We start from the raw sequence: 24,772 nt of genomic DNA on the forward strand, positions 1-24,772 counted from the left end.
GTGACGGTCGATGACGCTAACGACCTGCTGGGCTTTGACGTCGATTTCTTGCCTGACGACGTCACGGCTGAGTTCGTCGGTGGGGTGTTGACGTTCACCGGAGCTGCTTCGGTGTCGGAGTATCAACAGCTTTTGTCATCGGTCACGCTTTCTTCAGAGACGGCCGGACTGAAGTCGGTCAGTTTCGCCGTCGTAGATGCCACCGATACGTCCAACGTATTACCTGCATCCACCCTCGTGACGGTGATCGGCCTACCCGCAGCGACGGTCGCTCCGGTGGTGGTGGCCACTCCAGTGGCTGGTGGAACAACGAATTCGGCGATCGTGGTGAGCTCAGTCGTCGTCATTACCGACTTGGACTCGGACATGTTGGCTTCGGCGACGGTAGCGGTGGACAACGCTGGTGATGTCCTCGGCTACGACGCGGGTCTGCTACCCGGGAGTGTGTCTGCTGGCTTCTCCGGAGGAGTCTTGACGTTTACTGGGGCGGCGTCGGTGGCTGAGTATGAGAGGTTGTTGGCGTCGGTGACCTTGACCTCGGACACCGCCGAGGTTAAGACCGTGTTCTTCGCCGTGGCTGACGCATCAGGTGTGGCGAGCACTCTCCCGGCGCTCACCTTGGTGACAGTCCTCGGTTTCCCAGCGACACAAATTGCTCCCGTGGTTGTGGCGGCACCCGCCGCGGCCGGAACGACCGGTACGCCACTCGTGGTGAGTCCAGTCATCGCAATCACAGATGTGGACTCGACCGAGTTGTCCTCAGCGACTGTTGCCTTGAACGCAGATGCTGCAGCAGGCGGTGACACTTTGGGCTTCGACGCGGGTCTGGTACCGCAGGGCGTCGCTGCCAATTTCGCCAATGGCGTTCTTACGTTTACCGGTGTTGCATCGATCGCGAATTATCAGCAGCTGCTTGCTTCGGTGAGCATCACTGCCGCATATGCGGGTGTGAAGACCGTTTCCTTCGGCGTCGTCGATGCCTCGGGCACCACTAGTGGCTTGCCGGCGGCGACTCTGGTTACCGTCCTCGGCCTGCCCGCTACACAGGTCGCCCCGGTCGTGGTCGCAGCAGTGGTAGCGGCGGGTACCGCCGGATCGCCGGTTGTCGTCAGCCCGGTTGTTCTGATCACTGATGTTGATTCGACTGAGTTGTCCTCGGCAACTGTGTCTCTGGACCAGAGTGATCTGGTCGTCGGAGATGTACTTGGCTTCGATGCTGATCTACTTCCCGAAGGTGTATCCGCCGAATATATCGACGGAGTACTCACATTCACTGGGCCCGCTTCTTTGATTGGGTATCAACAGCTGCTCGCCTCAGTCACGCTCACTTCCAATTCGGCAGGGGTGAAGACAGTTGGCTTCGCCGTCGTTGACGGCCAGGGGCGTCCGAGCGCCCTTCCTGCGGAGACCTTGGTCACGGTGGTGGGTGCACCGACTACTCAGGTGGCGCCGGTGGTGGTGGCTTCGCCGGTGGCTGCGGGCGTCACCGGTTCGCCGGTGGTGGTGAGTCCGGTGGTGGTGATCACGGATCTGGATTCGGGTTCGTTGTCGGCGGCGACGGTGACGGTTGATGACGTCGGCGATGTGTTGGGCTTCGACGCCGGTCTGTTGCCGGGGACGGTGTCTGCAGGATTTGCCGGTGGGGTGTTGTCGTTTACCGGGGCGGCGTCGGTGGCTGAGTATGAGCAGTTGTTGGCGTCGGTGACGTTGACTTCGAATAGCGCTGGGGTGAAGACGGTGTCGTTCGCGGTGACCGATGACGTTGGCAGCGAGAGTATCTTGCCGGCGGCGACGTTGGTGACGGTGGTGGGTGTGCCGGGTGCTGTGGTGGCGCCGGTGGTGGTGGCTTCGCCGGTGGCTGCGGGCGTCACCGGTTCGCCGGTGGTGGTGAGTCCGGTGGTGGTGATCACGGATCTGGATTCGGGTTCGTTGTCGTCGGCGACGGTGACCGTCGATGACGCCGGCGATGTGTTGGGCTTCGACGCCGGTCTGTTGCCCGCGACGGTGTCTGCGGGATTCGCCGGTGGGGTGCTGTCGTTTACCGGGTCCGCGTCGGTGGCTGAGTATGAGCAGTTGTTGAGGTCGGTGACGTTGACTTCGAACACTGCTGGGGTGAAGGCCGTTTCCTTTGAGGTGGTGGACGGCTCGGGTGCTACCAGTGCGTTGCCGGCGGCGACGTTGGTGACGGTGGTGGGTGTGCCGGGTGCTGTGGTGGCACCGGTGGTGGTGGCTTCGCCGGTGGCTGCGGGCGTCACCGGTTCGCCGGTGGTGGTGAGTCCGGTGGTGGTGATCACGGATCTGGATTCGGGTTCGTTGTCGGCGGCGACGGTGACGGTTGATGACGCCAGCGATGTGTTGGGTTATGACGCCGGTCTGTTGCCGGCGACGGTGTCTGCAGGATTTGCCGGTGGGGTGTTGTCGTTTACCGGGGCGGCGTCGGTGGCTGAGTATGAGCAGCTGTTGGCGTCGGTGACGTTGACCTCGAACAGCGCTGGGGTGAAGACGGTGTCGTTCGCGGTGACCGATGACGCTGGCAGCGAAAGCGCCCTGCCGGCAGCGACCCTCGTCACGGTGGTGGGTGCGCCGAGTATGGTGGTGGCGCCGGTGGTGGTGGCTTCTCCGGTGGCTGCGGGCGCCACCGGTTCGCCGGTGATGGTGAGTCCGGTGGTGGTCATCACGGATCTGGATTCGAACGTGCTGTCGGCGGCGACGGTGACCGTCGATGACGCCAACGATGTGTTGGGTTATGACTTCGACGTCCTGCCCGAAAATGTCGCGGGGGAGTTCGTCGACGGGGTGTTGACGTTCACCGGGGCGGCGTCGGTGGCTGAGTATGAGCAGCTGTTGGCGTCGGTAACGTTGACCTCTGCGGCAGCCGGGGTAAAGACGGTGAGATTCGTCGTCGCTGACCAGCAGGGCAACGAAAGCATCTTGCCGGCAGCGACCCTTGTCACGGTGGTGGGTGCGCCGAGTACGGTGGTGGCGCCGGTGGTGGTGGCGACACCGGTGGCTGCGGGCACTACCAGCTCACCGATTGTTGTCAGTCCGGTGGTGGTGATCACGGATCTGGATTCGGACGTGCTGTCGTCGGCGACGGTGACCGTCGATGACGCCAACGATGTGTTGGGTTATGACTTCGACGTCCTGCCCGAAAATGTCGCGGGGGAGTTCGTCGACGGGGTTTTGACGTTCACCGGGGCGGCGTCGGTGGCTGTGTATGAGCAGTTGTTGGCGTCGGTGACGTTGACTTCGAACAGCGCTGGGGTGAAGACGGTGTCGTTCGTCGTCGCGGACGAGCTTGGCAACGAAAGTATCCTGCCGGCGGCGACGTTGGTGACGGTGGTGGGTGTGCCGGGTGCTGTGGTGGCACCGGTGGTGGTGGCGACACCGGTGGCTGCGGGCGTCACCGGTTCGCCGGTGGTGGTGAGTCCGGTGGTGGTGATCACGGATCTGGATTCGGACGTGCTGTCGGCGGCGACGGTGACCGTCGATGACGCCAACGATGTGTTGGGTTATGACTTCGACGTCCTGCCCGAAAATGTCGCGGGGGAGTTCGTCGACGGGGTGTTGTCGTTTACCGGGTCCGCGTCGGTGGCTGTGTATGAGCAGTTGTTGAGGTCGGTGACGTTGACTTCGAACACTGCTGGGGTGAAGGCCGTTTCCTTTGAGGTGGTGGACGGCTCGGGTGCTACCAGTGCGTTGCCGGCGGCGACGTTGGTGACGGTGGTGGGTGTGCCGGGTGCTGTGGTGGCGCCGGTGGTGGTGGCTTCGCCGGTGGCTGCGGGCGTCACCGGTTCGCCGGTGGTGGTGAGTCCGGTGGTGGTGATCACGGATCTGGATTCGGGTTCGTTGTCGGCGGCGACGGTGACGGTTGATGACGTCGGCGATGTGTTGGGTTATGACGCCGGTCTGTTGCCGGGGACGGTGTCTGCAGGATTTGCCGGTGGGGTGTTGTCGTTTACCGGGGCGGCGTCGGTGGCTGTGTATGAGCAGTTGTTGGCGTCGGTGACGTTGACTTCGAATAGCGCTGGGGTGAAGACGGTGTCGTTCGCGGTGACCGATGACGTTGGCAGCGAGAGTATCTTGCCGGCGGCGACGTTGGTGACGGTGGTGGGTGTGCCGGGTGCTGTGGTGGCACCGGTGGTGGTGGCGACACCGGTGGCTGCGGGCACTACCAGCTCACCGATTGTTGTCAGTCCGGTGGTGGTGATCACGGATCTGGATTCGGACGTGCTGTCGGCGGCGACGGTGACCGTCGATGACGCCAACGATGTGTTGGGTTATGACTTCGACGTCCTGCCCGAAAATGTCGCGGGGGAGTTCGTCGACGGGGTGTTGACGTTCACCGGGGCGGCGTCGGTGGCTGAGTATGAGCAGTTGTTGGCGTCGGTGACGTTGACCTCGAACACTGCTGGGGTGAAGACGGTGTCGTTCGCGGTGACCGATGACGCTGGCAGCGAAAGTGTCCTGCCGGCAGCGACCCTTGTCACTGTGGTGGGTGCACCGAGCAATGAGGTGGCGCCGGTGGTGGTGGCCTCGCCGGTCGCGGCTGGCACGACGAGCTCACCGGTGGTGGTCAGCCCGGTCGTGATGGTGACCGACCTGGATTCTTCGGAATTGCTCTCGGCAACAGTGTCGTTGGACCAGGATGCCGTCGCTGCCGGAGATAGTCTCAACTACGCCACTGAACTGATGCCGGAGAGTATCGAGGCCAACTTTGTCGACGGAGTCCTCACCTTTACTGGTTTGGCCTCCGTCACCGCATACCAGCAGTTGCTGTCATCGGTGACGATTTCGACGGCTTCAGCTGGCGTGAAGACGGTCAGCTTCGCCGTCACTGATTCGACGGATACTGCCAGTGCGATTCCCACGGCCACACTCGTCACTGTGCTTGCGGCGCCGACGACGGACGTCTCGCCGGTTGTGGTCGCCTCCATTGTCAACGTCGGATACTCGGCGGGCGGCACGCCAATCCCGATCGACGCCAATCTGATCATCCTTGACGTGGACTCGGCGAACTTGAAGTCCGCCACGGTGACTGTCAGTGGTTACCAAGCCGGCGACGAGCTGACATGGGGGACCCTGCCGCAGAACGTGGTAGCGAGTCTCGTCGACGGATTGTTGACATTCACGGGGTCAGCCTCGGTTGCCGATTATCAGCAGTTGTTGCGCTCGGTGAACATTGCGACGACGGCAGAGGCGCTGACGGCGATCAGAACAATCGCGTTCCGAGTGGTCGATGGGCAAGACAACCAGAGCATTCCCGGCGTCGTCGCAGTCACCGTGACAGCCGTACCCGAGGGCGCTGCGCCGTTGGTTCTGGCATCCGTGGTCAACGTCAACTACTCGGCCGGCGGCACCCCGGTACCAGTCGACGCCAATTTGATCATCCTCGATCTCGACTCCGACTCGCTTCAGTCGGCCACCGTCACGATTGGTGATTTCGAACTTGGCGACGAACTGACCTGGGGAACACCTCCTCAGGACGTGGACGCAAACTTCACCGATGGGGTGTTGACGTTCGCGGGGGAGGCATCGCTGGAGGACTATCAACAGTTGCTCCGGTCAGTGAGCATCCAGACGAGTTCTGGAGCGCTGACGGCAATCAGGTCCATCTCGTTCCGGGTGACCGATACGCAGGCACAACAGAGCCTCCCCGGTGTGGTCGCGGTGACGGTTGTTGCGGTGCCCCAAAGTGTTCCACCGCTTGTGGTGCCGACTGTCCCTGCCGTGGTCTACACCGCGGGGGACCCCGCCCTGAACATCGCCATCCTGCTGAACCTGGTCGACGTCGATTCGCAGAATCTGAGCGGAGCGACTATCGCAATAACAGGGGGCAACCTCGATGCTGACGAAACATTGTCATTCACATCCCAGTCCGGCATCAGTGGCGTGTACAACAACGGCACGTTGACACTCAACGGAACTGCAACCGTCGCTCAGTATGAAGCGGCGATACGTTCAGTGACGTTCTCGACCGATTCGTCGGCCGACGCAACAATTCGAACAGTCTCCATCGTTGTCACCGACGCTCAGGGCAGTTCCAGCCTCCCAGGATCGGTGGCGGTCACCGTACTTGCCGCTCCCGTCAATCTGGCTCCGTTGGTGACAACATCTCTACTGGGCCCGGTGTACACAGCTGGGAACGATCCGGTGGTGGTGGACTCGCTCGTCACCATTATCGACCTTGACTCGACCATGTTGCAGGGAGCCACGATTCAGATCAGCGACGGCCTCACAGACGGCGATGTACTCGCATTCACCAGCCCTTCGGGCAGCTCCATCTCGGGGACGTACGTCGAGGCAACCGGGACATTGACCTTATCGGGGACCGCGACCGTAGCCCAGTACCGACAAGCGCTTCGCTCAGTGACGTTCGCCGCAGACGGAAATGTTCCCACCGCGACTCGGACGATCTCCTTCACCGTAACGGACACCCAGGGCGGCACCAGCGCCGAGGACACGGCTGCGGTCAGCGTTCAGGAAAACAACGCACCGATTCTGACACCATTGAGCTTGGTGGGCACTTACGGCAATCTGTTGCTGGGGCTGCAGATCATTCCGGTGCCGCTGATCGTCGACACATCCTCGTACCTTCAGAGCGCGAGTGTCACGATCACCAACCCGAGCTCGAACGACAGTCTCAGCGTCGACACCGCCGATTCGGCGCTCGTGGCCGGCTATGCCGGTGGAGTGCTTTCACTGACCGGGCAGGGCACCGTCGCCGAGTATCAGAGCGTGCTCAACACGCTCCGGTTCCGGGGGACCTTCGGCGCCCTGCAGCCGCGGGACATCGACTTTGAGGTCACCGACATGCAAGGAGAGTCGAGCGCCACCGCGAGGTTGCAGGTCACGATACTTCTATGACGAGAGGACGTCACGCGCGCTCGGACTGTGCGGAAACGCGGCGGTGCACCGCCGGTCGCCCGACGAGGTGCTGCGGTTTTAGCGACCTCGAACTACACGGCCCGCGGCAATATTTGCGGCGGTGATAGTTTGCTGTTCTGTAGGCGAAGGTCGATTGAAATGCAGATATGTCGGCGTATCCCTGTCGGAGTGGTAACTGATTGTTTCCCTTCGCAAAATATCAGGCAAATATCGTGATCCGAGTCACGATATTGACTTAAGCTCACGAGCGGCTGCACTACTTCGCCCCGTCAGGGCGGTGTGTAGCACATCAGTTGTGTGCACAGAGGACCGTTTTTGGGAGCGGCGACGATGCTACGTGGATGCGTGCTGACGCAACCCGAGGTGACCGTTGCGGTGCCCAGTGTCGGACTTCTGCGGGCGGGGGTCATGGATCGTCAACAGCCGGGGGGCTTGCGGACTCACCAAACGGAGGACAGTAAATGTGCGCAACCCCTGCACGCCATCGTGCCCGATTCCAGGGCGAGGAAGAAACGATGCAGGGGTTCTGGTCGGCTCGATCCCTCGTTGACCCGAGCAGAGGGGGCGGTGCCGCCAGGCACGTGCGCAAAACCTCGTCGACCTATGTTCTCCACGTCGGAAGGGTCGGCGCACTAGCCGTCTCCCTGGGCGTCGGCTTCGCCGTCGCCAACTCCGCCGGGGTCGCCTACGCCGACAGCGACGCTGACACATCCTCCTCGGTCTCTTCGGATGCTCAGGGTAGCGACGCATCCGCTGATCAGCAGTCCGACGACGGAGAGGACGCGGCTGAGGAAGGTGACGATCCCAACGCAGGCGAACCGGCTGATGGCGGCGATGACGATGACAGCCCAATCGATGACGCCGAGGATGTCGACGACGAGGAGGACCTCGCAGCCGAGGAAGAACTCGACGATGACGTCGTCACCGACGACACGAACGGCGAGGACATCGACGAGCCGGGATCCGAAGCCGGGGACTCCGGTCTGCCACCAGCGGTAATCGACAATGGCGGCGACGACGCCGCGGAAGTTGATGACGAGGACGCTTCAGTTGACTCGCCCGTAGACGAACCGGTACCGGCCGAGCCGGACAGCGGCGTTCCAGTGGACGATCTGATCGACGAGGTGTCCGAACCGGTCAACGAGACCGACGGGGACGCTGACCCTCAAACCGACGTTGTGGCCCTGAAGTCGGTGAACCGTGACAGCGCCGATGAGCTGGCTGTCTCGGCTCCCGAGGCTGAGGAGAGCGTCGAAACCGTCAACGTCGTTTCCGCGCTTGTCTCGAATGTGGTGTCGCCATTCGCTGACCCCGAGGCGCCGGCGCCGGCGCCGTGGTTGGACGCGGTGCTGGCGTGGGTGCGGCGACAGATCGAGCACACCTTCTTCAACAAGTCGCCGGTATTCGGCCCGATCGAGTCGTCACAGATCTTGACCGGACAGGTCTTGTTCGACCTCAACGCTTCTGACCCCAATGGTGATCCACTGACGTACACCATCATCCAGCCCGAGCATGGGCTGGTCGTCCGCGAACTGATCACCGGGAAGTTCGTCTACACCCCCACGAGCATCGTGGCGGGCGACCCACTTACAGATAGTTTTCAAGTCGTCATCAGCGACTCCTCGGAGCACCTCACAGGCACTCTCGGAGCTATCCAGAAGGTCCTGCACGGCATCGCTCGCCTTTTCGGTCTGGCCGAGGCGGATGAGGTGACGGTGACGGTCCCCGTGACCGTCAATCCGATCGTGCAGTTGCCGCCGGTGATCGTGACGGTCGGTGCACCGATTTTCAGTCTGGGCGGCGATCCGGTGAAGGTCGTGTCTTCGGTCACCATCACCGATGCCGACTCTGATCGCTTGTCTGAAGCGACCGTCAAGATCCTCACCGCCGGAAAAGCCGGTGACGTTCTCGATTACGAAGCGCCAGAGGGTAGTCCAATCAATGCGTCGTGGGATGCCGCGACGCGCACGCTGACATTGTCAGGCTTGGCGACCAAGGATCAATACGAGCAGGCGCTCAAGGCGGTGACGTTCTCGACCACCGAGGGCGGCTTGCCGCGGGGTATTTCGATATCCATCACCGACGAACACGACATACAAAGTGTGGTGCCGGGTGCCGCGCTGGTGACGGTGATCGGGTTGCCGCCGGGGATCCTGACGGTGGGGACGCCGATTTTCACGTTGGGGAAGTCTCCGGTGAAGGTGTTCTCGTCGGTGACGATCACCGATCTGGACTCTGATGAGCTTTCTGAGGCCACGGTCAAGATTCTGACTGCGGGTAAGTCGACCGACGTGCTCGACTATGTGGCGCCGGACGGTAATCCGATCACCGCGAGTTGGGATGCGGCGACGCGCACGCTGACGTTGTCCGGGGCTGCGACGGTCGATCAATACGAGCAGGCGCTCAAGGCGGTGACGTTCTCGACCACTGAGGGTGGGTTGCCGCGTGGTCTGTCGGTCTCGCTGGTTGATGATGCCGGGGTGGCGTCGCTGGTGCCCGGGGCTGCGGTGGTGACGGTGATCGGGTTGCCGCCGGGGATCCTGACGGTGGGGACGCCGATTTTCACGTTGGGGAAGTCTCCGGTGAAGGTGTTCTCGTCGGTGACGATCACCGATCTGGATTCCGATGAGCTTTCTGAGGCCACGGTCAAGATTCTGACTGCGGGTAAGTCGACCGACGTGCTCGACTATGTGGCGCCGGACGGTAATCCGATCACCGCGACCTGGGATGCGGCCACCCAGACGTTGACGCTGAGTGGTGTGGCGACCAAGGATCAGTATGAGGATGCGCTCAAGGCGGTGACGTTCTCGACCACTGAGGGTGGTCTGCCGCGTGGTCTGTCGGTGTCGTTGGTTGATGATGCCGGGGTGGCGTCGCTGGTGCCCGGGGCTGCGGTGGTGACGGTGATCGGGTTGCCGCCGGGGATCCTGACGGTGGGGACGCCGATTTTCACGTTGGGGAAGTCTCCGGTGAAGGTGTTCTCGTCGGTGACGATCACCGATCTGGATTCCGATGAGCTTTCTGAGGCGACGGTCAAGATTCTGACCGCCGGCAAGGGCAGCGACGTGCTCGGCTATGTCGCGCCGGACGGTAATCCGATCACCGCGACCTGGGATGCGGCGACGCGCACGCTGACGTTGTCCGGGGCTGCGACGGTCGATCAGTACGAGCAGGCGCTCAAGGCGGTGACGTTCTCGACCACTGAGGGTGGGTTGCCGCGTGGTCTGTCGGTGGCGTTGGTCGATGATGCCGGGGTGGCGTCGCTGGTGCCCGGTGCCGCGGTGGTGACCGTCGTCGGTCTTCCCCCAGGGATTTTGACGGTGGGTACCCCGATTTTCACGTTGGGGAAGTCTCCGGTGAAGGTGTTCTCGTCGGTGACGATCACCGATGCGGATTCCGACGAGCTTTCCGAGGCCACGGTCAAGATTCTGACCGCCGGCAAGGGCAGCGACGTGCTCGACTATGTGGCGCCGGACGGTAATCCGATCACCGCGAGTTGGGATGCGGCGACGCGCACGCTGACGTTGTCCGGGGCTGCGACGGTCGATCAGTACGAGCAGGCGCTCAAGGCGGTGACGTTCTCGACCACTGAGGGTGGTCTGCCGCGTGGTCTGTCGGTGTCGTTGGTCGATGATGCCGGGGTGGCGTCGCTGGTGCCGGGCGCTGCGGTGGTGACCGTCATCGGTCTTCCCCCAGGGATTTTGACGGTGGGTACCCCGATCTTTACGTTGGGCAAGTCTCCGGTGAAGGTGCTGTCGTCGGTGACGATCACCGATGCAGATTCCGACGAGCTTTCCGAGGCGACGGTGAAAATCCTCACCGCCGGCAAGGACAGCGACGTGCTGAGCTACAGCGGAATTCAGGGCAATCCGATCACCGCGAGCTGGGATGCGGCCACCCAGACGCTGACGCTGAGTGGTGTGGCGACCAAGGATCAGTACGAGGACGCGCTCAAGGCGGTGACGTTCTCGACCACTGAGGGTGGGTTGCCGCGTGGTCTGTCGGTGTCGCTGGTCGATGATGCCGGGGTGGCGTCGCTGGTGCCCGGGGCTGCGGTGGTGACCGTCGTCGGTCTTCCCCCAGGGATTTTGACGGTGGGTACCCCGATTTTCACGTTGGGGAAGTCTCCGGTGAAGGTGCTGTCGTCGGTGACGATCACCGATCTGGACTCTGATGAGCTGTCCGAGGCGACGGTCAAAATCCTGACCGCCGGCAAGGGCAGCGACGTGCTGAGCTACAGCGGAATTCAGGGCAATCCGATCACCGCGAGCTGGGATGCGGCCACCCAGACGCTGACGCTGAGTGGGGTGGCGACCAAGGATCAGTACGAGGACGCGCTCAAGGCGGTGACGTTCTCGACCACTGAGGGTGGGTTGCCGCGTGGTCTGTCGGTGTCGTTGGTTGATGATGCCGGGGTGGCGTCGCTGGTGCCGGGCGCTGCGGTGGTGACGGTGATCGGGTTGCCGCCGATCATCGCTACGTTGGGAACGTCCATCTTCACGTTGGGCAAGTCTCCGGTGAAGGTGCTGTCGTCGGTGACGATCACCGACGCGGATTCCGACGAGCTTTCCGAGGCGACGGTGAAAATCCTGACCGCCGGCAAGGGTAGCGACGTGCTGAGCTACAGCGGAATTCAGGGCAATCCGATCACTGCGACCTGGGATGCGGCCACCCAGACATTGACGCTGAGTGGGGTGGCGACCAAGGATCAGTATGAGGAGGCGCTCAAGGCGGTGACGTTCTCGACCACTGAGGGTGGGTTGCGCGTGGTGGTCTGTCGGTGTCGTTGGTTGATGATGCCGGGGTGGCGTCGCTGGTGCCGGGCGCTGCGGTGGTGACGGTGATCGGGTTGCCGCCGATCATCGCTACGTTGGGAACGTCCATCTTCACGTTGGGCAAGTCTCCGGTGAAGGTGCTGTCGTCGGTGACGATCACCGATGCGGATTCCGACGAGCTTTCCGAGGCGACGGTGAAAATCCTGACCGCCGGCAAGGGCAGCGACGTGCTGAGCTACAGCGGAATTCAGGGCAACCCGATCACTGCGACCTGGGATGCGGCCACCCAGACATTGACGCTGAGTGGGGTGGCGACCAAGGATCAGTATGAGGAGGCGCTCAAGGCGGTGACGTTCTCGACCACTGAGGGTGGGTTGCCGCGTGGTCTGTCGGTGTCGTTGGTTGATGATGCCGGGGTGGCGTCGCTGGTGCCGGGCGCTGCGGTGGTGACGGTGATCGGGTTGCCGCCGATCATCGCTACGTTGGGAACGTCCATCTTCACGTTGGGCAAGTCTCCGGTGAAGGTGCTGTCGTCGGTGACGATCACCGACGCGGATTCCGACGAGCTGTCCGAGGCGACGGTGAAAATCCTGACCGCCGGCAAGGACAGCGACGTGCTGAGCTACAGCGGAATTCAGGGCAATCCGATCACTGCGACCTGGGATGCGGCCACCCAGACATTGACGCTGAGTGGGGTGGCGACCAAGGATCAGTATGAGGATGCGCTCAAGGCGGTGACGTTCTCGACCACTGAGGGTGGTCTGCCGCGTGGTCTGTCGGTGTCGTTGGTGGATGATGCCGGGGTGGCGTCGCTGGTGCCGGGCGCTGCGGTGGTGACGGTGATCGGGTTGCCGCCGATCATCGCTACGTTGGGAACGTCCATCTTCACGTTGGGCAAGTCTCCGGTGAAGGTGCTGTCGTCGGTGACGATCACCGATGCGGATTCCGACGAGCTTTCCGAGGCGACGGTGAAAATCCTGACCGCCGGCAAGGGCAGCGACGTGCTGAGCTACAGCGGAATTCAGGGCAACCCGATCACTGCGACCTGGGATGCGGCCACCCAGACATTGACGCTGAGTGGGGTGGCGACCAAGGATCAGTATGAGGACGCGCTCAAGGCGGTGACGTTCTCCACCACGGAAGGTGGCATCGCTCGCGGTATTTCGGTGTCGCTGGTGGATGACGCCGGGGTGGCGTCGCTGGTGCCCGGGGCTGCGGTGGTGACCGTCATCGGTCTTCCCCCGGGCATCGCCGTTCTCGGTGCTCCCATTCACACGATCGGGACTGCGCCGGTGAAACTCGTTTCCTCGGCGACAATCACCGATCTGGACTCCGATCAGTTGTCGAAGGCCGTCCTGAAGATCGCCACGCTGGCGCAGGACGGGGACGTGCTCGGCTATGTGGCTCCGAACGGAAATCCGATCACAGCCAGCTGGGACTCGGCAAGCAAGACGTTGACGTTGTCCGGGGTGGCGACGAAAGCGCAGTACGAGCAGGCAATCGAAGCGGTGACGTTCTCGGCCACGGGAGGCATTCTCGCGGTCCGATCGGTCACCATCAGCCTCACCGATGAGACGGGCGTCAACACGTTGATACCTGCCTCGGTGCTCGCCGGCGCACGGTACTCGCTGGCGCCCACCGTTACCCCGGTCGGAGCACCCACCTACACCATCGGAAAGGCTCCGGTCCGGTTGATCAGTGCTGTCGACGTGGGCGATCTGGATTCCGACTACATGTCCAAGGCCACACTGAAGATCACCCTAATGGCGCAGTCCGGTGACACCCTCGGCTATGTGGCGCCGAACGGTAACCCGATCACAGCCAGCTGGGATGCGGGGAGCAAGACGTTGACGCTGCAGGGAGTGGCCACCAAGGCGCAGTACGAGGAGGCGCTGAAGGCGGTGACCTTCTCGGCGACCGGTGGGGCCTTGCTGGTGCGGACCGTGTCGGTGAATGTCGTCGACGACACCGGTGTCGAAAGTGTCCTGCCCGGAACGGTTCTGGCGAATGTGGCCAACCCGCTTCCGCCATTGGTGACGCCGATCGGCAGACTTCTAGCCTATGGCGCAGGAAACTCGCCGGTCAACCCGATCACTGCAGTGGACATCGCCGACGCTGACTCGGACTATATGTTCGGCGCCACCGTGGAGATCTCGAACAACTACAACAATGGTGACGTCCTTGGCTACGTCGCCCCGGCCAACAACCCGATCACGGCCACTTGGAACGCCAGTACACGCACCTTGACGCTGTCGGGCACGGCAACCAAGGCGCAGTACGAAGCGGCGCTGAAGGCCGTCACGTTCTACGCCACCACGCCGGGCGGATTCCTCAATGCCGGGGAGATCCGGACCATCAGGATGGTGGTGACAGACGACTCCAACGTCAAGAGCCTGGCGGCTTCCGTACTGCTTGGCGTGACGATCTAGAACGGCGATGGGCCTGCTCGGTTCGACCGAGCAGGCCCATGCGCGTGTAGTAGGTCTGTGAAGGCTAGGGCGCCGGGATGGGCGTCACCGAACCGAACGGGTTCATCGGGTCCGGCGGCGGCGGATCGAAGTATCCCGGCGGTGGCGGGCCGTTGAGCGGGTAGTACCCGGGAGGCAGCGGAGGTGCGACGGCACTCGGGTCGGCCTCGGGCAGCGGGGTCTCCGAACCAGGCGCGTTGAGCGACTGATAGCCGGGCGGCAGCGGCGGTGGCGGACCGGCTCCCGGCGGCGGAGCCGAGGTCGGCAACCCTTCCGGCGGGATCTGGGTGAATCCGTACGGGTCCTGCGCCATGTTCCAGGCTTCTCGCAGGAAGGCGAGGGTGCCTCCGCCCCCGCTGCTGTTCTGGCCGTATCCCGGGTTCTGGATCTCCGGGACCATCGGCGGCCCGACGGGTGGTGGAGCGACCGGGGGTGCGTCACCGCCTGCAACGGGCTGGAACACCGGCTGCCCCGGTGGCGGGGGAACCCCCGGCTCCGCGGGCGGGGCGGGCTGGGCGTAAGCCATCCCAGCCAGGCCGAGGGCGCCCATGCTCAGGGCGGCGGCGGTGACCGCCACGCCGGCGAGCCGGGTCGGTCGCGGTGCGCTGAAGCGCTGTCGTCCGATCATGACTTCGGTGCCGTGCTTTCTGTCGTGACCGCCAGGCGGCCGTCGGCTTCGCGTCGAGGCTAACGTGTCAGCTCGCATCGTGCGTCCTCCACCGATGATTTCGCACGTCGGAGGCCATTGGTTACATCCCGGCGCTAGATGGCCGGTCCGAGCAGGTCGTCGGCGTCCTTGATGATGTATCCATAGCCTTGCTCAGCCAGGAAGCGCTGCCGATGCGCGGCGTACTCGGCGTCGAGGCTGTCGCGCGACACCACCGAATAGAAGACGGCCCCGCCACCGTCGGCCTTGGGCCGTAGCAGCCGTCCGAGACGCTGAGCTTCCTCCTGCCGGGAGCCGAAGGTTCCCGACACCTGCACGGCGACCGACGCCTCCGGCAGGTCGATCGAGAAGTTGGCGACCTTCGACACCACCAGTGTGCGGATCTCGCCGCGGCGGAACCCGTCGAACAGCGCTTCGCGTTCGGCCGTTTTCGTCGAGCCCTGGATCACCGGCGCATCCAGTTCGGCGCCGAGTTCGTCGAGCTGATCGAGGTAGGCCCCGATGACCAGCGTCGGCTCGTCGGGGTGGCGCTCCAGAATCGACTTGACCACCGCGATCTTGGTGTGGGCGGTGGCGCACAGCTTGTAGCGCTCGTCGGGCTCGGCGGTGGCGTAGAGCATCCGCTCGTTGTCGGTCATCGTGACCCGGACCTCGATGCACTCGGCCGGTGCGATCCAGCCCTGCGCCTCGATGTCCTTCCACGGCGCGTCGTACCGCTTGGGGCCGATCAGCGAGAACACGTCACCTTCGCGGCCGTCTTCGCGGATCAACGTCGCGGTCAGGCCCAGGCGCCGGCGGGACTGCAGATCGGCGGTCATCCGGAACACCGGCGCCGGCAGCAGATGCACCTCGTCGTAGACGATGAGGCCCCAGTCCCGGCTGTCGAACAGCTCGAGGTGTTTGTACTCACCCTTGGTCCGCCGGGTGATCACCTGATAGGTGGCGATGGTCACCGGCCGGATCTCTTTGCGCTCCCCGGAGTATTCGCCGATCTCCTCTTCGGTCAGCGACGTGCGGGCGATCAGCTCGCGTTTCCACTGCCGGCCGGCCACGGTGTTGGTCACCAGGATCAGCGTCGTCGCGCCGGCTTTCGCCATGGCTGCCGCGCCGACCAGCGTCTTGCCGGCGCCGCAGGGCAGCACGACGACACCGGAGCCGCCGTCCCAGAACGAGTCGGCCGCCATCTGCTGGTAGTCGCGTAGCGCCCAGCCGTCCTGGTCGAGGGCTATCGGGTGCTTTTCGCCATCGACATAACCGGCCAGGTCCTCGGCCGGCCACCCGATCTTGAGCAACATCTGCTTGACCCGGCCCCGCTCACTGTTGTGCACCACGACGGTGTCGTCGTCGAGGCGCGCACCGAGCATCGGCGCGATCTTCTTGTTGCGCAGCACCTCTTCGAGTACCGCTCGGTCGAGGCTGACCAGCGTCAGGCCGTGTGCGGGATGCTTGACGAGCTGGAGGCGCCCGTATCGCGCCATCGTGTCGACGATGTCGACGAGAAGCGGCTGTGGAACCGCGTATCGCGAATAGGACACCAAAGCGTCGACGACCTGCTCGGCGTCGTGGCCGGCGGCGCGCGCGTTCCACAGTGCCAGCGGGGTGATGCGGTAGGTGTGGATGTGTTCCGGAGCGCGCTCGAGCTCGGCGAACGGTGCGATCGCCGCGCGGGCCGCTCCGGCCAGTTCATGATCGACCTCGAGCAGCACCGTCTTGTCGGACTGCACGATCAGCGGGCCGTCAGTCATGGGAGATCTCGGTAGGACGTCATCCCAGCCATTATCCCGATTCCGCCGACACCACCGAAGTCACACGGTGGATGGCGAACTCGCGGACCCGGCCGGAGGCCGGATCGAAGGCCGTCAGCTGACCGCCCCGCACGTTGATCGGCGCCACCACCCGCTGCGTCGCCACCCCGGCGGGGTCGACGTAGCCGATCACCACCGACTCCTGATGATGGGCGGCCTGCTGCAGTTCCGAGATCGCCACGGCCGGGTCAAGACGCATGCCGGTGGGCGGGGTCGAGGCCACCTTGCGCAACACCGCGACGATGGCCGACAGGGTCTGGTCGGTGGGCACCGGCGGATGCCGGAACGTCCGGCGTCGGCCCGGCGCCGGGACCCGGGCGCCGCGGCTGCGCAGGTCGACGATCGCCCCGGTCGAGTCCTCGGCGGCCGGGGCGAAACCGGCCGTTCGCAGCGCAGCGAGAACCTCGGAGATCGGCGCCTGGGAGACCGCGACGGTGGGCGCGAGCTGCCGCAGCTCCACCGCTTCGGCGGCCGGCGCCGCAACGGCCTGGGCGAGCAGCGCCGGATCCTCGCACCGCACGAACGAGGAAGCCATGCCCACTCGCAGCTGACCGTGCCGGCGGGCGACATCGTCGACCAGATAGGTCAGTGCCTGCGGGACCGGGGTCTTGGAATGCTTGGTGAACAGCGCATGCAACTCGCCGGCGGTCTTTCCCGTGTCCAGCGCGCGCCGCACGGAGGCCTCGGTGACGCGATACACCATTGCCGCGCCCGCCGACTCGACCGTTGCGACGGCCGCCAGCCTGTCGGCGAGGTCGCGCTGCAACGGGCCCGGCACCACCACCGTCAGATCGGCCTGCACCAGAAAATGGTCGATGGGCGCCGGAAGAATCTTGTCCATCGCGGCGACGACCGCGTCTTCGGGTTCACCGGCGAGCATGCGCCGCATGGGCGTGGCCACGGCGCCGCGACCGACCGCACCCACCGCGTGGGCCTCGGTGAGCAGGTCAGTCACCGGTTCCGGCTGCAGTCGTGCCGACCAGCGCGGCCGCTGCCACACCAACGCCCGCGACGCACTGTCGGCGTCGACTCCCGCGCCGGGCGGCAGATCGGCGAGAACCTGCAGCAGCAGCCGCCGGTCCAGGGGCGCGGCGGTGGAGAACAACGAATCGGCCAGCGCCGCGTACGGCTTGCCCTCGGGGTTGCGCCGCCCGATCAGGCTCGGGCGACCCGGCAGGTCCAGCCACGCCGACAGCAGCAGATGCCATTTGACGGCGGTCGGCGACTCCAGAAACCGGTCGGTCGCGACCGTCGGAGCCCAGTACGGTCCGGCCGGGTCCGCAGGTTCGGGGTCGGGAAGTCCGGGCGCCAGCAGTCCGGCGCCGGCGGTGATCTCCAACAGCAACCCCAGACGGTCTTCGTCGATGCCGGTGGTCTTGGCGAGCCGTTTGACGTCGCGCACGCCCAGCCCGCCGCTGCGCAGTTCCGGAATCGGCGTCGCGCTGAGCGTCTCCAGCACGATCTCGGCTTCCCGCAGCAGGTCGATGGCGGCTCCTGCGGCCACCGCGTCGACGTCGGCCGCCGTCGTCGACGACACCGTGGGATCGGGTCGGGTGGCCGTGACCGGTCCCGGCGCTTCGCCCCGTAAGACCTGCCCGACCAGGCGGGGCAGGATCACCGTGTCGGTGTCGAGGCGTCGCAGCAAGCCGGCCGACAGCAGGCGCTGCACGGGACGATCCGCAGGAGCATCGGGTGCGGCATCTCGGGTGCGGCCCACCGGGGAGCCTTCCACCAGACGGTCCAGCAGTTCCCGGGAATCGGTTTCCAGACTCTCGAGCGCCGCGGCCAGGTCGGTCTCCGGGATGGCGCTCTCGACAGTGGCCTGGCCCGGATACCACGGAAGGCTGGAGGCGACCTCGGCGGCGACGCGCAACGCACCCTCTCCGGAGGTGTCGCCCCACACCAGCGCCCGTGCCAGCAGATTCTCGAGCGCGTGGGTCACCGACGGGCCGTCGGCGCGCTCTCCGAACGCCGCGGTCAGGTCGGCGGTGGTGACGGCCGTCGTATCCGCGTGCAGAGTGAGCAGCGCATCGAGCACGGACAGATGCAGGAAATCGAGATCGTCGGTGGCGGCTTTGATCGACTGACGGGCCGCCGCGCGGGCCGCCAGTGCCGCGATGCTGCCCGGCGGCGGTTGGGTGAGGTCGGGTCGGAGGCGCAGCAGCTGAAGCAGCCGCGCGTCGTCCAACTCGGCCAACCAGGCGCCCAGCGGTACGCCCGGGCTGTTCGCGCTCATCAGTACTGTCTGCTCTTCGTCCAAGGCCTCATCGGCACGGTCTGCTCTTCGTCCAAACCCCCATCTCGACCAGCGTAAAGCAGCCTCCCGACCTCGCCAGCCGGTGATCGGCCTGCCACAATGGCACCGTGGCTGATGACAAGAAGAACCGATACGTCGACCCGGGTTGGCCCAAGAGCGATCCTGACGATCACGCAGTCAGCGAGCTGGCCGCCGATCGCACAGGCGCCCTGTCTCCGTTCGGAGACGTGACGTTCCCGCTGCCGGCCGACGAGCTGCCGTTCATCCAGTCGGCCACCGTCATCAACAAGTAACGGTGCCGGACGGCCTGTCGCACCTCGACGAGACCGGTGCCGCGCACATGGTCGACGTGTCGGCCAAGGACGTCACCAAGCGGGTGGCCGTGGCGGCCGGCGTGGTGCGAACCCGTCCCGATGTGGTCGCGATGATCACCGCGAACGGCCTGCCCAAGGGCGACGCCCTCGCCACAGCCAGGGTGGCCGGCATCCTGGCCGCCAAGCGCACCAGCGAGTTGGTGCCGCTGTGCCATCCACTCGCGATCACCGGTGTCGACATCGACTTCACCGTCGGTGCAGACGATGACCCCGCCGCGGTGGCCATCACCGCGACCGTACGGACCACCGACCGCACCGGTGTCGAGATGGAAGCGCTGACCGCCGTCAGTGTCGCGGCGCTGACGGTCTACGACATGATCAAGGCGGTCGATCGGGCCGCCGAGATCGACGACATCCGGGTTTTGCACAAAGAGGGCGGCAAGACGGGTAAGTGGGAGCGGTGACCCGCTCGGGACTTGTGGTGATCGCCTCGACGCGGGCGTCGTCGGGGATCTACGAGGACCGCTGCGGCCCGGTGATCGCCGACTGGCTCATCGCCCGAGGTATCACGACCCCCGGCCCCGTTGTGGTCGCTGACGGTGAGCCTGTTGACGCGGCCCTTCGTGCTGCGCTGGCCGACGGACACGACGTGATCATCACCTCCGGAGGGACCGGCATCTCGCCGACCGACTCGACTCCCCAGATCACCGCCGCACTGCTCGACTACGAGATACCGGGACTCGCCGACGCGATCCGCCGGTCCGGGCTGCCCCATGTACCCACCTCGGTGCTCTCCCGCGGGGTGTGCGGTGTCGCCGGCCGTACCTTGCTCGTGAACCTGCCCGGATCGCTCGGAGGCGTCAAGGACGGGCTGGGCGTGCTCGCCGACGTCCTGGACCACGCGCTTGATCAGCTCCGCGGCAAGGACCACTCCCGGTGAGCGCCGTGTTGCGCGCCGCGCTGACCGACGAGCCCATCGACTCAGCCGAACACGAGGCGCTGGTCGCCCACGCTGCTGCAGGCGCGGTGGTGGCTTTCGCCGGAGTGGTGCGTGACCACGACGGGGGACGATTGGTGACCCGTCTGGAGTACTCGGCGCACCCGTCCGCGGGGCAGACGCTGGCCGATGTGGTTGCCGAGGTCGCCGCGCAGTCAGCCGGCGTGCGCGCCGTCGCGGTCAGCCATCGGGTCGGCGTCCTGCACATCGGTGACGCCGCGCTGGTGGCCGCCGTTGCCGCCGACCACAGGGGCGCCGCGTTCGAGACGTGCGCACGACTGGTCGACCGCGTCAAAGAGTCGCTACCGGTGTGGAAACACCAGTTCTTCGCCGACGGCACCGACGAGTGGGTCAACTCCGCATAGCGGAGTCACCTGTTCGGCGCCGACGAGTGGGTCAACTCCGCCTCGCGGAGTCACCTGATCAGGCGGGCGGCAGAACCGGAGCAGGCGCCGGAGCGGCAGCCGGATCGGTCGGCATCGGGGCTGGTGCCTGTGGCGACATGGCACCCGGTTCCGGCGTCGTCATCGGCCGCTGCGTCAAGGCCAGCAGCGCATCCCGCCCGGAGATCTCCTGGGTCTGGATCGCGTGCCAGATCTCCTTCAGGTAGGTGACGTTCGCGCTGTCGTTGGCCACCTGGGTGGGGTCGACGGTCGTGCCAGGAGGAAGGTTCTCCGGGCTCACCAGATGAGGAACCTCGGCCGGAACCGGCAGGTCGCCGCTGATCGCCTGATTGGCGATGTCGTACGCCTCAGCGGGGACGGGCGCGGCGGCCAGCGGCGCGAGAGGTGCCAGCGGATCCGCCGGAGCGGGCGCCGCAGCCGGAGCGGGTGCCGCAGCCGGAGCGGGTGCCGCGGCCGGAGCGGGTGCCGGAGCAGGCATCGGCGGGACGGCGGGTGCCGGTTGCAGCGGTGCGTCGACGCCGAGCGACCACACCTGCGGCTGGTCGGCCGGGGCGGGGGCGGTGTCCCAGTTGGAGGCGGCGATCACCGCATCGGCAGCCGGGGCCTCGGCCGGAGTCACACCGGCGACCTCCACGGCCGGGGCGGGAGCCGATGTCGCCGGCATCGGCACGTCCAGCATCAGCGGACCCTGCGATTTCGGCAGCGGTGCGGCCAGCGGCTCGACCGGACCCGGCGGCGGCGCGTCCACCGGCGCGGGGGCCGGGGGCATCGCGTCGGGTGCCGGCGCGGGCAGCGGCGCGGCCAGCGCATCGATCGGGGCGGGAGCCGGCAGCGGCTCCGGAGCGGGCGGCGGGGCGTCCACGGGCGCGGGGGCCGGGGGCATCGCGTCGGGGGCCGGCGCGGGCAGGGGAGCGGCCAGCGCGTCGAACGGGGCCGGGGCCGGCGGGGGCGGCGGCGCGAACGGATCCAGCGGCGGAGGCGGCGGAAGCTCGCCGTTGACGGCGGGCGCGTCGAGCGGCTGCGGCTCGTCGACGACGTTGCGCGGCGTTGCGGCGGAGAGCGGCCCGCCGCACGAGGGCCAGGCGCCCTTGCCCTGGGAAGCCAGGACGCGCTCGGCGACGGCGATCTGCTCTTCCTTGGTGGCGAGGTAGGCCGCCGGGGCGAACTCGCCACCACCGTGGCCGGACCAGGTGCTGGGGGAGAACTGCAGGCCACCGTGGTAGCCGTTGCCGGTGTTGATCGCCCAGTTTCCGCCGGACTCACAACGGGCAACCTGATCCCATTCGCCGTCGGTCGCTGCGCCGGCGTGGCCAGCTCCGGCGAGGCTGAGGCCGCCACCGCCGATGACCGCACCGGTGAAGGCGATCTTGGCGACGTTGACGGATGAAGAAGCGGGCTTGCGGTGCCGTCCACTCATGGGTGTGCGTCGTCCTCTCGTCGGCGCCTGCGAGGTCAGCTGTCGGGTTCGGGCTGGAGAGGTAGCCCGGCCGTCGTCGCCGAAACGGCGACGGCTTCACCCCAAGGAGCCAGTGGCTCCGGGTCCCGTTGTGTGGGCGGACCGATGGGTCCCCCGCCTCCATCCAGGTGGTGTCTCGTTGTCCCCGCGCGCCAACGGATGGAGTTAGGCGCAGTTGGTCACGCGGCAGGGCCATCGCGATGTGGGGGTCGATGGCCTGGTTCTGAACGGTAATCGGTCACCAGAATCCCGTCACCTTTTGACGCCGTCGGCGTTTCTGACCGGGGCAAATACTAATAAAACTCTAAATGCCCAGCACGGCCTGTTGTTCCTGCAGGTGCGGGTTGCCTCAACCGCTCCGTAGCCATGCCGTGACCATTCCGTTATGTGACGCAAATCACGGAATAGGTTGGCCCCGGCGGGCCGTCAACCCCCGGCGAACGGGGGGAGAACGTCGACCGTCTGGGTGTCGCCGAGCGCAGTCTGCAAGTCGCGCACCGCAACTCCGTCGCACAGGTACGAACACCGTGCCAGCACCGCCGACAGCCCCGCGCCCCGGTTGTGCAGCGTCTCTACCAGCTCGCCCACCGTCGTCCCGGCGGGCACGGTGATCGTCTCGTCCTCGACACCGGCCGCGGCGCGCGCCGCCGCGAAATAGCGGACGGTGACCCGCGCCTCGGCGTCGGTGGTCTCGGCTCGCACCGCCTAGCCTCCGATCGCGCTCATCGGCCGGTCCGGTTGGACGAAGCCCGGGTCGTTGATGCCGTGGCCCGCCGCCTTGGCCCACATCGCAGCGCGCCACGCGGCTTCGAGTGCGTCGTCGTCAGCGCCCGAGCGCAGCAGCGCGCGCAGGTCGGTCTCCTCACGCGCGAACAGGCAGTTGCGCACCTGTCCGTCGGCGGTGAGCCTGCTGCGGTCACAGGCGGCACAGAACGCCTGCGAGACCGACGCGATGATGCCGACCCGTCCAGCCATCTGCCCGCGCCGGTGTACCTGCCAGAGTTGCGCCGGGGCGGATCCGCGCGGTGCCGGGTCCTCGGTCAGCGTGAAGTGCGTCCGCAGTGCGGCGAGCACCTCATCGGCCGACAACGCCCGGTCGCGTTGCCACGAGTGCCCCGCGTCGAGCGGCATCTGTTCGATGATGCGCAGTTGCAGCCCCTCGTCAAGGCAGAAGCCCAGCAGTGCCACCGCGTCGTCGAGGCCGGTGACCGGATCGAGTACCGCGTTGACTTTGACCGGGTCCAGTCCCGCCGCTCTGGCTGCGCGCAGCCCGGCCAGCACGTCGTCGAGCCGGTCGCGGCGGGTGATGGCCTTGAAGCGGGCCGGGTCGACGGTGTCCAACGAGACGTTGATGCGATTGAGCCCGGCATGGGCCAGCGCCTCGGCGCGAGCGGCCAGCCCGACACCGTTGGTCGTCAACGTGATTTCCGGGCGTGGACGAAGCCGAGCGGTGGCGCGCACGACGTCCTCGAGGTGCGGCACCACCAGCGGCTCACCACCGGTGAACCGGACGCTGGTGATGCCGAGGCGGGTCACGGCAAGACGAAGAAGCCGGATCAGTTCGTCGGCATGCAGTTTCTGCTCGCCCGGCATCCAGTCCAGCCCCTCTGCCGGCATGCAGTACGTGCAGCGCAGATTGCACAGGTCTGTCAGCGAGACACGCAGGTCTGTGGCCACCCGGCCGAAGGTGTCGATCAGGGGTCCTTCGGTCGGACACGGCGGAGCCGGGTCCGATGCCTGCCGGTGCACGCTGGGCACCCCGAGTGCGACGACGCTCACGGGGCGGCTCCGGCGGGGGTGTGGCGTTCGTCCACGGGCACGATCTCCTTGCCCAGCGGCCACAGCGAGATCGGGATCATCTTCAGGTTGGCCACGGCCAACGGGATGCCGATGATGGTGATGGCCATCGCGATGGCGGTGGTGATGTGGCCGATCGCCAGCCACACACCGGCCACGATGATCCAGATGACGTTGCCGACCAACGCGCCTGGCCGCGGACCGGGTTTGTCGACGACCGTGCGCCCGAAGGGCCACAGCGCGTACAACGCGATCCGCAACGACGCGAAACCGAAGGGGATGGTGATGATCAGCACGAAGCAGATCAGCGCCGCCAGTAGGTAGCCCAAAGCCAGCCACAGGCCGCCGAAGATCAACCAGATGACATTGAGTATCAGTCGCATCGTCTTCCTCCAGCGGTGACGGCCAGCCTACCGACATAAGGGGATGCTGGCCGCCGCGGCGTCCGAGTAGGATCAGGGCCGAACGCGTCCCGGCGCAGGCGGGGGCGCTTACTTTATGGCTTCAGACAGACAAGCAGGTGAGACCAGTGCCGACCGGCCGGGTGAAGTGGTACGACGCCGAGAAGGGCTTCGGGTTCCTCTCGCAAGAGGACGGTGAGGACGTCTACGTGCGGTCCTCGGCGTTGCCCGCCGGTGTGGAGGCCCTGAAGGCGGGGCAGCGCGTCGAGTTCGGCGTGGCCGCCGGGCGGCGCGGACCCCAGGCGCTGAGCCTGAAGCTGATCGACCCGCCCCCGAGCCTGTCGCGGACCCGTCGCGAAGCGGCCGCCGCCGAGCACAAGCACACCCCCGACGAACTGCACGGCATGGTCGAGGACATGATCACGCTGCTCGAGGGTGCAGTACAGCCGGAACTGCGCAAGGGCCGCTACCCGGACCGCAAGGTGGCCCGCCGGGTCTCCGAGGTCGTGCGGGCTGTCGCTCGGGAGCTCGACGCCTGAAACG

The 24,772-nt window shown here is 65.9% G+C and carries 15 protein-coding genes and 1 riboswitch; of the genes, 8 read left to right on the plus strand and 7 right to left on the minus strand.

Going from position 1 to position 24,772, the window contains the following annotated elements:
* The 3 genes from ACEWX3_RS05155 to ACEWX3_RS05165 all read left to right on the plus strand — a co-directional run bounded on the left by ACEWX3_RS05155 (position 1) and on the right by ACEWX3_RS05165 (position 14,092).
* Complete coding sequence (locus tag ACEWX3_RS05155) at positions 1-6,867, plus strand: beta strand repeat-containing protein (protein WP_374158852.1); 6,867 nt, start codon at positions 1-3, stop codon at positions 6,865-6,867.
* Between the two features lie 602 nt (positions 6,868-7,469).
* Entirely contained in the window at positions 7,470-11,726 is a 4,257-nt protein-coding gene (locus tag ACEWX3_RS05160) for a hypothetical protein (protein WP_374158853.1), read from the plus strand.
* On the plus strand, positions 11,669-14,092 hold the full coding sequence (locus ACEWX3_RS05165; RefSeq protein WP_374158854.1) for a hypothetical protein: 2,424 nt from the start codon (positions 11,669-11,671) through the stop codon (positions 14,090-14,092). The genes ACEWX3_RS05160 and ACEWX3_RS05165 overlap by 58 nt, the downstream gene beginning before the upstream one ends.
* A 64-nt stretch (positions 14,093-14,156) precedes the next feature.
* On the opposite strand, the gene ACEWX3_RS05170 is transcribed toward ACEWX3_RS05165, so the two are convergent.
* The 3 genes from ACEWX3_RS05170 to ACEWX3_RS05180 all read right to left on the minus strand — a co-directional run bounded on the left by ACEWX3_RS05170 (position 14,157) and on the right by ACEWX3_RS05180 (position 18,839).
* Positions 14,157-14,759 carry a hypothetical protein gene (locus ACEWX3_RS05170; RefSeq protein WP_152518671.1) on the minus strand — a complete coding sequence of 201 codons (603 nt, stop codon included), beginning with the start codon at positions 14,757-14,759 and terminating at the stop codon, positions 14,157-14,159.
* 134 nt (positions 14,760-14,893) lie between these two features.
* The gene (locus ACEWX3_RS05175; RefSeq protein WP_152518670.1) at positions 14,894-16,543 is read right to left on the minus strand and encodes a DNA repair helicase XPB; all 1,650 of its coding nucleotides are present in this window, start codon (positions 16,541-16,543) and stop codon (positions 14,894-14,896) included.
* Between the two features lie 31 nt (positions 16,544-16,574).
* On the minus strand, positions 16,575-18,839 hold the full coding sequence (locus tag ACEWX3_RS05180) for a helicase-associated domain-containing protein (protein ID WP_374158855.1): 2,265 nt from the start codon (positions 18,837-18,839) through the stop codon (positions 16,575-16,577).
* A gap of 128 nt (positions 18,840-18,967) precedes the next feature.
* Here ACEWX3_RS05180 and ACEWX3_RS05185 point away from each other — a divergent pair, with 128 nt between their 5' ends.
* Genes ACEWX3_RS05185 through ACEWX3_RS05200 form a run of 4 tightly spaced genes read left to right on the plus strand, consistent with a single transcriptional unit; the run spans position 18,968 to position 20,536 of the window.
* Complete coding sequence (locus tag ACEWX3_RS05185; protein ID WP_152518668.1) at positions 18,968-19,153, plus strand: hypothetical protein; 186 nt, start codon at positions 18,968-18,970, stop codon at positions 19,151-19,153.
* Positions 19,154-19,155: 2 nt separating this feature from the next.
* Entirely contained in the window at positions 19,156-19,638 is a 483-nt protein-coding gene (gene moaC, locus ACEWX3_RS05190; RefSeq protein ID WP_374158856.1) for a cyclic pyranopterin monophosphate synthase MoaC, read from the plus strand.
* Positions 19,635-20,114, plus strand: a complete 480-nt coding sequence (locus ACEWX3_RS05195; protein ID WP_207068866.1) for a molybdenum cofactor biosynthesis protein B — start codon at positions 19,635-19,637, stop codon at positions 20,112-20,114. The genes moaC and ACEWX3_RS05195 overlap by 4 nt, the downstream gene beginning before the upstream one ends.
* A complete protein-coding gene (locus tag ACEWX3_RS05200) occupies positions 20,111-20,536 on the plus strand; it encodes a molybdenum cofactor biosynthesis protein MoaE (RefSeq protein ID WP_221354465.1) in 426 nt (141 codons plus the stop codon). The genes ACEWX3_RS05195 and ACEWX3_RS05200 overlap by 4 nt, the downstream gene beginning before the upstream one ends.
* Positions 20,537-20,594: 58 nt before the next feature.
* Here the strand turns inward: ACEWX3_RS05200 and ACEWX3_RS05205 are convergent, their stop codons facing one another.
* From ACEWX3_RS05205 to ACEWX3_RS05220, 4 genes are all read right to left on the minus strand, one after another.
* A complete protein-coding gene (locus tag ACEWX3_RS05205) occupies positions 20,595-21,992 on the minus strand; it encodes a transglycosylase family protein (RefSeq protein WP_374158857.1) in 1,398 nt (465 codons plus the stop codon).
* 9 nt (positions 21,993-22,001) lie between these two features.
* Positions 22,002-22,213, minus strand: a riboswitch (cyclic di-AMP (ydaO/yuaA leader).
* A gap of 244 nt (positions 22,214-22,457) precedes the next feature.
* A complete protein-coding gene (locus ACEWX3_RS05210) occupies positions 22,458-22,733 on the minus strand; it encodes a MoaD/ThiS family protein (RefSeq protein WP_207065795.1) in 276 nt (91 codons plus the stop codon).
* 3 nt (positions 22,734-22,736) lie between these two features.
* Positions 22,737-23,810 carry a GTP 3',8-cyclase MoaA gene (moaA, locus tag ACEWX3_RS05215; RefSeq protein WP_207065794.1) on the minus strand — a complete coding sequence of 358 codons (1,074 nt, stop codon included), beginning with the start codon at positions 23,808-23,810 and terminating at the stop codon, positions 22,737-22,739.
* On the minus strand, positions 23,807-24,211 hold the full coding sequence (locus ACEWX3_RS05220) for a YccF domain-containing protein (RefSeq protein WP_152518661.1): 405 nt from the start codon (positions 24,209-24,211) through the stop codon (positions 23,807-23,809). The genes moaA and ACEWX3_RS05220 overlap by 4 nt, the downstream gene beginning before the upstream one ends.
* 146 nt (positions 24,212-24,357) lie before the next feature.
* Between ACEWX3_RS05220 and ACEWX3_RS05225 the strand changes: the two genes are divergently transcribed.
* Positions 24,358-24,768, plus strand: a complete 411-nt coding sequence (locus tag ACEWX3_RS05225) for a cold-shock protein (protein ID WP_152518660.1) — start codon at positions 24,358-24,360, stop codon at positions 24,766-24,768.
* Positions 24,769-24,772: the final 4 nt, after the last annotated feature.

Origin of the sequence: Mycobacterium sp. G7A2 (assembly GCF_041902445.1) — a bacterium.
Lineage (GTDB): Bacteria > Actinomycetota > Actinomycetes > Mycobacteriales > Mycobacteriaceae > Mycobacterium.